11 protein-coding genes and 2 pseudogenes are annotated in these 9767 nt (G+C 64.5%); 6 read left to right on the top strand and 7 right to left on the bottom strand.

The genetic code is table 11. The annotated features are described in order from the left end of the window. Nucleotides 1–265: TCP-1/cpn60 chaperonin family protein (locus tag ASG32_RS26815; protein WP_348271901.1), on the top strand; the 265-nt coding region annotated here is incomplete at its 5' end. Nucleotides 266–632: 367 nt separating this feature from the next. On the opposite strand, the pseudogene ASG32_RS26810 reads toward ASG32_RS26815, so the two are convergent. Then, a pseudogene (locus tag ASG32_RS26810) lies at nt 633–979 on the bottom strand (transposase); the annotation flags it as partial. Nucleotides 980–1000: 21 nt separating this feature from the next. Next, a pseudogene (locus tag ASG32_RS32980) lies at nt 1001–1215 on the bottom strand (transposase); the annotation flags it as partial. A gap of 18 nt (nt 1216–1233) precedes the next feature. Here ASG32_RS32980 and ASG32_RS26805 point away from each other — a divergent pair. Next, complete coding sequence (locus ASG32_RS26805) at nt 1234–2250, top strand: site-specific integrase (RefSeq protein WP_244492236.1); 1017 nt, start codon at nt 1234–1236, stop codon at nt 2248–2250. Between the two features lie 202 nt (nt 2251–2452). Then, nucleotides 2453–2629, top strand: coding sequence for a hypothetical protein (locus ASG32_RS26800; protein WP_244492234.1), 177 nt, complete (start codon nt 2453–2455; stop codon nt 2627–2629). Nucleotides 2630–3054: 425 nt separating this feature from the next. On the opposite strand, the gene ASG32_RS26795 is transcribed toward ASG32_RS26800, so the two are convergent. Next, on the bottom strand, nt 3055–4200 hold the full coding sequence (locus ASG32_RS26795) for an endonuclease/exonuclease/phosphatase family protein (RefSeq protein ID WP_056532339.1): 1146 nt from the start codon (nt 4198–4200) through the stop codon (nt 3055–3057). A gap of 138 nt (nt 4201–4338) precedes the next feature. Between ASG32_RS26795 and ASG32_RS26790 the strand changes: the two genes are divergently transcribed. Beyond that, entirely contained in the window at nt 4339–5586 is a 1248-nt protein-coding gene (locus ASG32_RS26790; RefSeq protein ID WP_056532337.1) for a hypothetical protein, read from the top strand. A 402-nt stretch (nt 5587–5988) separates the two neighbouring features. Here ASG32_RS26790 and ASG32_RS35405 read toward each other — a convergent pair whose 3' ends face one another. Continuing rightward, on the bottom strand, nt 5989–6216 hold the full coding sequence (locus ASG32_RS35405) for a 3',5'-cyclic-nucleotide phosphodiesterase (protein WP_244492238.1): 228 nt from the start codon (nt 6214–6216) through the stop codon (nt 5989–5991). 273 nt (nt 6217–6489) lie between these two features. Then, the gene (locus tag ASG32_RS26785; RefSeq protein WP_157862085.1) at nt 6490–6741 is read right to left on the bottom strand and encodes a hypothetical protein; all 252 of its coding nucleotides are present in this window, start codon (nt 6739–6741) and stop codon (nt 6490–6492) included. A 92-nt stretch (nt 6742–6833) separates the two neighbouring features. On the opposite strand from ASG32_RS26785, the gene ASG32_RS26780 reads away from it, so the two are divergent. Beyond that, nucleotides 6834–7697, top strand: a complete 864-nt coding sequence (locus ASG32_RS26780; RefSeq protein WP_056532333.1) for a CoA ester lyase — start codon at nt 6834–6836, stop codon at nt 7695–7697. 119 nt (nt 7698–7816) lie between these two features. Continuing rightward, entirely contained in the window at nt 7817–8701 is an 885-nt protein-coding gene (locus ASG32_RS26775) for an amino acid ABC transporter substrate-binding protein (protein ID WP_056532345.1), read from the top strand. Here ASG32_RS26775 and ASG32_RS32970 read toward each other — a convergent pair. After that, nucleotides 8689–9027: a gamma-glutamylcyclotransferase gene (locus tag ASG32_RS32970; protein ID WP_082558071.1), complete on the bottom strand. Its 339-nt coding sequence runs from the start codon at nt 9025–9027 to the stop codon at nt 8689–8691. The two genes, ASG32_RS26775 and ASG32_RS32970, sit on opposite strands and share 13 nt — an antisense overlap. Nucleotides 9028–9034: 7 nt before the next feature. Beyond that, nucleotides 9035–9661, bottom strand: a complete 627-nt coding sequence (locus ASG32_RS26765; RefSeq protein WP_056532329.1) for a LysE family translocator — start codon at nt 9659–9661, stop codon at nt 9035–9037. Between the last annotated feature and the right edge of the window lie 106 nt (nt 9662–9767).

Below are 9767 nucleotides of genomic sequence, written 5' to 3'. Positions count from 1 at the left end.
GGGCGTGGAAGGCTCGATCGTGGTCGGCAAGATCACCGACAACACCTCCTCGGAGACCTTCGGCTTCAACGCCCAGACCGAAGAGTACGTCGACATGATCCAGGCCGGCATCGTCGACCCGGCCAAGGTGGTGCGCACCGCCCTGCAGGACGCGGCGTCCGTGGCCGGCCTGCTGGTGACGACGGGGACAATGGTCGTCAGCGGGACGGCGTCGGAGCAAAGCGGTCACGCGCGCCGAACGGACGAGACAGCGGCCGAGGCGTGAGGTGAGATCGGTCGCCGACCGGGCCAAAATGTCGGCACGATCGCAGTTTGAGGTCAGATGCCGGATCGGCGGCAATGAGCCAGACCCCACTCAGGGCCGGGATATTGGCCTTCCGGACCTAAGCCAGCGGAGTACCGCATAGCTATCCTGAGAAGCCGCTCGCCGCAGCGGGCGGAGTTATCACGCCTAAGGAGCACCGACGTACGCAGAAGTGACGCGGGTTATGCCGGGCATTCAGGTCGGGGCTTCGCCTCGACGATCCACGCCCACCCGGCGCACCCGACACGATTCGAACGTGTGGGTTGTGTCCCCTGGCGTGGTGTAGCTTCGGCGTGGCCACCACGATCACCGGCCGGGGCCGGATTGATCAGGCTGCCAGGTTGGGCAGGCTGACGAGGGGATCATCGCCGATTGGGGCGATGCTTTCCAGGGTGATGTAGCGGGAGCGCTGGACGGCCCACTCGTCGTTCTGTTCCAGCAGGATTGCGCCCACAAGGCGTGTGATGGCCGCCTCGTTGGGGAAGATGCCGACCACCTCGGTCCGGCGTTTGATCTCACCGTTCAGGCGTTCCAGCGGGTTCGTGGAGTGCAGCTTGACCCGATGCTGGGTGGGGAAGCCCATGTAGGCCAGCACGTCCGGCTCAGCCTCGTCCATCAGGGCGGCGAGCTTGGGGACCTTCGGCCGGAGCTGACAGCCACGCGCCGCCACTGCTTCCTTCTCGCCGTTGTAGGACNTTGAGGCGTTCCAGCGGGTTCGTGGAGTGCAGCTTGACCCGATGCTGGGTGGGGAAGCCCATGTAGGCCAGCACGTCCGGCTCAGCCTCGTCCATCAGGGCGGCGAGCTTGGGGACCTTCGGCCGGAGCTGATCGGCCACGCGCCGCCACTGCTGACGGGCCGCCTCGGCGTCGTCCTGGGCGAACGCCGTGGCGATGAAGCCCGCCGCGAGGCGAAGGGGCTGCTGGGTCAAGTGGCGAAGGGCGAGGATCCGGCCGAAGAACGCGCCACACGCCGCGGCTCGCTGACAGTGACCGAGCTGTGCGACGCCTATCTCGCAGCGGCAGACAAGGGCCTGATCATGGGGCAGGGCGGCCAAGCCAAGAAGCCCTCGACCCTCTACGTCGACAAGGGTCGGATCGAGCGGCACATTAGGCCGCTCCTGGGCCGCCGATTGGTTGCTGAGCTGACGGCGCCGGACGTGCAGCGCTTCGTGCGCGACGTCCAGGCCGGCAAGACCGCCGACGTCGTCAAGACCGGCTTCCGAGGCAAGGCGGTGGTCGAAGGTGGCCCAGGTACTGCAGCGCGCACCGTGGGGCTGCTGGGCGGGATCCTGAGCTACGCGGTCAGCGAGCGCGTCATCACCGCGAATCCGGCCACGGGGGTGAAGCGGCCGGCGGACAAGAAGCGCAAGCGCCGCCTGACACCGGACGAGTACGCCGCGCTCGGCAAGGCGCTCGCTGAGGCGAAGGAGAGCTCTCAGGAGCGTTGGCAGGCGATCGCCGGCGTTCGGCTGCTGGCGCTGACCGGCTGCCGCCTAGGTGAAATCGTGAAGCTGCGATGGTCTGAGGTCGACCGAGCGGAGCCATGCCTGCGGCTTGAGGACTCAAAGGAGGGCGCCTCGGTTCGGCCGATCAGCAAGGCCGTGCTGCTGATCCTGGACGGCATTGAGCAGCCCCCAGGATCCGCTTACGTCCTGCCGACAGCGCGGGGAGGGCAGGGACCCTTTGCGAGCCTTGACGACGCTCTGGAGCGTATCGTGATCAGTGCCGGCCTGGAGGGAGTAACGGCACACACCCTTCGACACTCCTTCGCCTCGACGGCCGGTGATCTCGGATACAGCGATTCCACGATCGGCGCGATGCTGGGCCACGCCGGGCATGGGGTGACGTCTCGCTACATCCACCATCTCGACGCGGTGCTGATCGCCGCAGCGGACCGGGTCGCGATGCAAATCGCGGGAGCGATGAGCAAGACGAAGAAGCCGTGATTCGCCAGCGCACACAATCGGGCCACAGAGCGGCCTTGCGCTGATGGGCATGATGCCGGCCCGGGGCCATGCCCGTGCGCCTCAGCCTCGTGGACTCGACGTCGACCAAGCTGCAATAGGCCACCCATGGCTAAGGAACCCCCGACCGTCTCCGAGCTGCGCAAGGGCCGCCGAGGTCACCGACCAAGAGATCGACGACGCGGTGCTCGCGGATCTGGCGACTGAGGCCTACCCGCTGGCGAGGGACTGGGTCCTCGACCTCGTCGAGACGCTCCGCACCAACACCCGTGCGGCCGAGGCGCTGACCACCGACAAGCTGGCCTGGAAACGCAACATGGTCCGGACGGCGATCCTGCTGGCGCATCCGGCGAAGGGGTAGGCGATGCCGGACGCGGCCAACAGCAACGTCCCGCCGCAGACCTTCGACATGCGCGAGGATCCCAAAGGCTGGACCGTCTACGGTCGCGTTGCGGACGCTCAGTAAGTCCGCTTCTGGGCAGCAAGCTCAAGCTCTCGGGCGGCATCCTCAACTTGCATCATGGGCGCGGCGACGATGACCGGGGATATGGCCAACGCTCCCTCCGTATTCACCTTACGTTCTGCTACAACAGAGGAGGATTTCGCGGCGCGGAAGCGGCGGCCGCCGACCGGCACCTCGAACGTGCCGATCTCCTCGCTGACCGCGTCCTGGAGCGTGGCGTGTGAGCTTCAGCGGCCGCTTTCCGATGGCACCCTGCAGGTGGCTGCGCAGGGCTCCAAGTAGGACGGGGTCGAACTCACCCCTCAAGAGCGCCCGCAAGGCCGTCAGAGGTCGAGGTCGGCCCAGACCGCCGCGTGATCGGACGCTGCTTGGCTCGCCTGCGTCATTTCCGGAAAGTGCGGCCAGAGGGTGCCGTTCTTCCCACCCCAGACGCCGCGCCGATCGATGCCCCCAGCGGTCACGCGCTCGAAGAGAGCCGGCGAGAACAGGATGTAGTCGATCTTGTTGCTCTTAGTGCCGTTCGCATAGGTGCCCGGCCTTCCACCGTCGTCGAAGTTCGGGTGAGCGCTGATGTCCTTGAGGTCCGACCCTTCGCCCAGAAGCGGGGCGAGCGGGCCGCTATCGGGCGTATCGTTGAAGTCTCCGGCGATCACGATATGAGCGTGGCCCGTCTTGCGCAGCCCTTCGTAGATCTCACGCACGCGGCGCGCCTGCGCCTCGCGCTTGGCGTTGGATTGGGCAGGAGTGCCGTAGCCCTTGCTCTTCAGGTGATTCGCCAGGACGACGAGTTCTTCGCCCGAGGCGAGCCGGAGATGAAACTCCGGGCAGTCACGGCTAAAGACGGACTCCTTGCCCAGACGGTCGTCGACGTGGCTGCGGACGCTGTCGATCACGGCCAAAGAGCGCGTCATCAGGCCGACGTCGATCCCACGCTCGTCATTGCCGTCCACCAGCATGACGTGATCGTAGGGGCGACCGCCGATCCTTTCGAGGACCTGCTCGTTGAACCGGCAGAGCGAGATGCGATGCTCGGCTTCGACCACCACGACGATGTCGGCGTCGACCTCCTTCAAGACGCGCGCCGTGTTCTGCGTCGCCACTTCGTCGACGGCTTCGCGCTTGAGCTCGAGCCAGCCGATCCAGTCGTCCCGCCCCCCCGCGACGACCTGCAACGGCGCGCCGCGCGGCCGCTTGACCAGCGACCCGCGATTGCGTCGGAGGATGACGAGCTTGCTCTCGTCGCTCTTCTCCAGACCGAGCGCGATGAGGTACTCGATGATCTGCGCCTGATCAGCCGGCGTGTAGGTCTGTTTGCGCAGCAGCGCGTTGAGCTTCGAATAGATCTCCAATGTCTCGCGGCCCGCCGCCCAGCGCGACGGATTCTCTCCCTGGTTGCTCGTCCACTGGTCCTGGTTAAGCGCGACCGCCCGCTCGAACAGGTTCTCGACGTTGAAGGATGCGATCCGCATGGCGTCATCTCTCCCCGACGGCGCAGCCGACCGGATCGGCTGCATCTGCTCTCACCTAAGGCAATCGAAGCGTGTATCGTGACGATTGCAATAACAAGTCGTCGCGCAACTAATGGCGACGGTTGGAGGAGATAATCCATGGCAGCAGAGATCACCGATGACGCGAGCCTGACGGCGTGGCTCGCGGACACCGGCCGAGCGCCAGCCGTCCTCATCGGCCTCGATCTGCGCAGATACGAAAAGGAGCTCGCTAGCGCGCGCCTCGATGGCTGCGTTCTGGTCGGCGCGGCGCTCTCCCCCGTCACCGCGGCGCAGGCCGCCGAACAGGGGGCGACGGTGCTCGGACGGCGCGGCGACGTGCCGTTCGACATGTATCGGCCCGACGTCTACAGCGTGGCCGACATCTATGCCGGCTACGATCCGGCGGCCGAGGGGTCGTGGGAGAAGAGCTTCGACCACCACGCCTATTTCTGGTTCATGGACCCGGCGAAGAAGGTGCCGAAGCCGATCGGCTTCGCCGACACGATTGCCGCGCGGGTCCATGACGCCGCGATGGAACGCTCGGTCCAGCGATTCCTGCAGAGCGCGCGGCGGCCAGCAGTAGCAGTCATGGGCGGTCACGACCGAGACCGCACCGATGCGGGCTTCCTGGCGGTCGCCAAACTCGCTCGCGAGTTGTCCCGAAAGGGACGCATGATCGTGACGGGAGGTGGGCCGGGGTTCATGGAGGCTGCAAACCTGGGCGCGTTCCTCGCCGGCTTCCCCGACCCGGCGCTCGACGACGCGATGGCGATCCTCGTCGCCGCGCCCAAGTTCACGGCGTCGCACCAATGGTTGAGCACCGCATGCGAAGTACGCCAACGTCTGCTCGGCGACTGGCGCGCTGCCGCGCCGACAGAGAGCAGCAATCTTGGCATCCCGACCTGGCTCTATGGTCATGAGCCGCCGAACCTGTTCGCGACCCACATCGGCAAGTTTTTCTACAACAGCCTGCGAGAGGACGGGCTCGTCACCGTCGCAGATGGCGGGATCATCTTCGCGGAAGGCAACGCGGGGACGGTGCAGGAGGTCTTCCAAGACGCAACCCAGAACTATTACCGTGCCGACAAGACGGCGCCGACGCCGATGGTGCTGTTTAACTCGACGCCGGGCTTCTGGGACCTGCCGTGCAACCAGGTCGTCGATATGGGCCGAAAGAAGCCCTTGCTGCCATTGCTACGGCAGCTTGCCGGCGAGCGGGCGGCGACCGTGTTCGACGAAGCGGTGCGTATCACCGATGATCCGGCGACGATCGTGTCATTCCTGCTGGAGTTCGGCGAGCCGCCCTCGACCAAGGCCGCCTTGTGGCGGGCCGCTATTGTAAATGGAGCAACGGCGAGCGACTGAAAGCCGGAAAGGCATGTTTACGCGCGCACGGATTTCCATATTCCTGGCTCAACTAGGCGGCATGTAGCGCTCCGCCTCATCATCGGAGTTCCGGATGCCCAATCCGACCCGCATCGTCGTCCCGATTTGCCCGCCGTCAGCACTCCTGAGACAGATCGAGGGTCTTCACGAACAGAGGATGGCTGGTTCATCGTAGCCCCCAGGAGCGAAGATGAAACAGACGTCCGGGCCGGCGCGGAAGCCGGCATAAGCCGTGATCAAGGACATCCGACGCGCCACGCGCCGGCTGTCGGGGGAATTCGCTGATGCGCAAACGGCTCGACTCGGTGATTTATCCCTTCCGCCGCGGAGCAGAGGTTCGCCCCCTTCGCGGCAGCCGGGTTGTGACCGAGTTTCGAATGGCTACTTACCACCGGCCTTCTCGTAAGCATCGATCGCGCGGCGGCAATTCGGGGACATCCTGCTCATGTTCTTCTTGAAGCAGGCATCCATCTGCGGACTGTTTGGATCAATGCCAGCGCAGAATTGAAGGGCGTCACCTGCACAGTTGGTCTGCAGGTCCGCGTTCCCGCGTCCAGGCGCCTGCGCTAAGGCGGGGGCGGCGATAGCGACGAGGCTGAAAGCAAGGATGAGACTGCGCACGTTTGGTCCCTGAGCGGAATGGTCTGACGACGCACAACGAAGCTGGCGCCAGATTGGTCCCTTCCGCTTCCGAAACCCGATCCCACCCTGCCGCCGTTCTCAGGGATGGAAAGGCCGGCAGGCATGCCCGTAGATCTACGGCCACCACCACAAAGGCTGCCGTGAAAGCCGCGACGGTGCAGTCCTCGAACGCGCACTCCAGGCCCGCAGCCTCAAGCACACGTTCGACGCTCACGAGCACCACCGCGACATTGATCGCATTCATCCAATCGGCTCGGCAGTCGCGTCAGCCCCTTGGATGCCAAGCCGCTCCAGTGCCGCCTCGCGCATCCCGAAGGCGTGCCGGTGCGCCGTGTAGGGTACCAATCGCTCAGCTGGTGACGTCTCATCGAAGAGCCCGACCAGCCATTTGCGCACAGCGTTGTTGCGGCCGACCTCACGCACCAGAGACCCGACGGGGGCGCCGTCGAGTATCACGCCGTCGCTGCCAGGAGCGAACTGCTGGATGGTCACGGCGACCTCCCGACCTGGCAGAGCAAAGCTCATCCCCAACCGGAACGGCGCCTAGTCGTTCCGCTATCGTGCCCTGGAGGGGCCAATCCATCATGAAGCTCCGCACCCTGCTGTTCGCGCCCGCCGACTCCGAGCGGAAGGTCGGGAAGGCGCTCTCATCTTCGGCCGACATCGTCATCCTAGACCTCGAGGACAGCGTCGCGCCGAGTGCCAAGGAGGCTGCCCGCACGCTCGCCGCCGATCAGCTGGCGGGAGCAAGCGAACCGGGTCGGCTCGTCGTCCGCGTCAATCCGCGGGATACACTTTGGTACATCCACGATCTAGCAGCCGTGGTTCCCCATGGTCCAAGCGCGATCCTGCTGCCGAAGTGCACTGGGCCGGACGACCTACGCGCCCTCGACCATCATCTGGAAGCCTTCGAGGCAGCCTCCGGCCGATCTATTGGTTCCACTGGCATCCTGGCGTTGGTCACTGAGACCGCGGCATCGCTCGCGGATATGTCGTATGCAGGCGTCACACGGAGGCTCCAGGCACTGCTATTCGGAGCCGAGGATCTCGCCGCCGACTTCGGGATATCGCCCCGGTCTGCGGACGGAACTCTAACGGCTCCGGTCTCGGCGGCACGCGCCGCTCTACTCGTAGCTGCAGCTCAGGCCCAGGTTTCGGCGATCGATACGCCGTGGCCGGATCCGCGTGATCCTGTCGGCCTGCAGCGTGAAACCGAGGTGGCCGTGCGTGACGGTTTCGTCGGCAAGCTTTGCATCCATCCGGATCAGCTGACCGTGGTTAGGGAGGCCTTCGCGCCCACGCCGGAACGCGTGAAATGGGCTGAGTCCGTGTGCCGCCTATTTAAGGAAAGCCCAAGCGCGGGGGTCCTGATGCTTGAGGGAAAGATGATCGATCGCCCCCACCTGCGGCTGGCCGAGCGGATCCTGGAAGCGGCTTCTCACGCCTAACGATGAAAGGTGGTGCAGGTCCGACCAGAGATCTGACAACATCAATTTTCCTTACCTGTGACCACAGCATCTCATAAGCATTGGATCTATCTCACTTGAGATTCTCGACCATCTATTTCATGGCCAGCCTTGTAATTTTACCCGCAGCACAGGCGGACGAGCTAACAGGTACATTGAAGAAAATTCAGGAAACGCGAACCATCGCGCTGGGGGTCCGCGACAGTGCGGTACCGTTCAGCTACTTGGACGGCAACCAGAACTATGTCGGGTTCACGGTCGACATCTGCCGCAGCGTCGCCGAGACGGTTCGTAAGCACCTGAACCTCCCGCAGATACGGATCACTACAAATACGGTAGTTCCGGCGACGCGGATCCCATTAATCGCCAACGGCACAATCGATCTCGAGTGCTCGACGACGACCAACAATGCAGACAGGCAGAAGCAAGTCTCTTTCACCAACACCCATTTCCTGAGCGCCACGCGGTTCGTGTCTCGCAAGGATCAGAAGCTTGACGATGTTGCATCGCTGCAGGGAAAATCAGTCGCCGCTGTATCTGGATCGACCAATCTGCTGATGGTCAACAAGGCTAACCAGGAGCGCGGGCTCGGCCTTGCCGTCCAGCCGGTGAGGGATGTCCTCGAGGGATTTCTGCTCGTCGAGAGTGGGCGCGTAGCAGCATTCGCGACGGACGATGTCCAGCTAAGCGTGATGGTCGCCCAGTCGAAGGATCCGAGCGCCTACGTCATTAGCAAGGAGGCGCTGTCCGCTCCCGAGCCCTTCGGGGTCGTCCTGCGTAAGGACGACACCACCTTCAAGCGGATCGTAGACCAAGCTACGGCAGATATCTATCGCAGTGGCGAGATCATGAACCTATATCGGAAATGGCTTCAATCGCCCGTTCCGCCTCGCGGCGTGAACTTCAACATCGAGCCATCGCAAGCGCTCCTGGAGGCCTACAAAAGCCCCTCCGACAGCGCAGATCCCCAAGCCTACGTCCGCTGAACCGAAGCCAGCACGTAGATCCAGGCTTCGACAATACCGTCGGAGGTCTCAATGGGCGCCGAGACCCGTCGGTAGCCTTCTCCCTCAAAGGCATCGAGGTTCGGCCAGTGTCTCGGCAGGTCGGAGGAGGCGAGCACATCGACTTCGATGCATTCGCCACCGTGGTCGAGCTGCAGACCCGGAAATCCCAGATCTGCGCCCCAGCCGGCTTGGACGAGTTTGCCCCGGGCGATCCCTTTGAACCAGCGGCCGTCGAGGCCGGCGAGTTGATGATGGTTGGGGCGACCGGGTCCCAGCGTGCCGTAAGTGGCGAGGTAGGTCGTCACGACGCCCTTATGCCTCGGTGACGAGCTTGACCGAGAACGCAGCCAGCAGGCTACCCATCGCCCAGCGTTGGGCCAGCAGCCAGGACGGGCGCTTGGCCAATCCAGCCGCAAGGGCACTGGCAGTGCTCGCGATGACCACACCCAGCGCGACGTTCAGGGCGATATGAATCAGACCGAGCACCAAGGTCTGGGATAGAACGCTGCCGCGCCCCGGCACGACGAATTGCGGCAGCAGCGCCAGGTAGAGCAGCGCGGCCTTCGGGTTCAGGATGGTCGTCACGAAGCCCATGACGAAGACCCGCTCCCCGCGGCTTCCGGAATGCCGGCTTCCCTCGAAGGGCGAGCGTCCACCCGGCCGCACCGCCTGCCAGGCGAGGAACAGGAGATAGCCCGCCCCGGCGAAACGAAGCGCATCGAAGGCCAGTGGAACAGCCAACAGCAGGGCCGTGATACCGAAGGCTGCGCAGGCCATGTAAACGACGAAGCCCAGTGCGCTGCCGCCGAGCGAGACAATACCGGCGGTGCGACCCTGCGCGATGGAGCGTGAAATCAGATAGATCATGTTCGGACCGGGTGTGACCGCGAGACCGAGGATAACAATGAGATAGGCCGTGAGGGCCGATGCGGCGGGCATTTGTGCGAGTGACCTGCCCCCACGAGGTGGTCCGAGTTCAAAATTAGTGCAGGGTCGGCCTCTGCTCTACGGGTAGCTTGGCCGCCGGAGCCGGTCGGGCGAGCGC

Origin of the sequence: Methylobacterium sp. Leaf361 (assembly GCF_001424445.1) — a bacterium.
Lineage (GTDB): Bacteria > Pseudomonadota > Alphaproteobacteria > Rhizobiales > Beijerinckiaceae > Methylobacterium.
Note: the sequence above shows the minus strand (reverse complement) of the source record. Positions and strands in the feature narration are given on the sequence as shown.

Bases quoted from the DNA above. Each gene is read 5' to 3' on its own strand.
- ASG32_RS26795 (WP_056532339.1), bottom strand. From the start codon at position 4,200: ATGCGGATCGCATCCTTCAACGTCGAGAACCTGTTCGAGCGGGCGGTC.
- ASG32_RS26790 (WP_056532337.1), top strand. From the start codon at position 4,339: ATGGCAGCAGAGATCACCGATGACGCGAGCCTGACGGCGTGGCTCGCG.
- ASG32_RS26775 (WP_056532345.1), top strand. From the start codon at position 7,817: ATGGCCAGCCTTGTAATTTTACCCGCAGCACAGGCGGACGAGCTAACA.
- ASG32_RS26765 (WP_056532329.1), bottom strand. From the start codon at position 9,661: ATGCCCGCCGCATCGGCCCTCACGGCCTATCTCATTGTTATCCTCGGT.
- ASG32_RS26780 (WP_056532333.1), top strand. From the start codon at position 6,834: ATGAAGCTCCGCACCCTGCTGTTCGCGCCCGCCGACTCCGAGCGGAAG.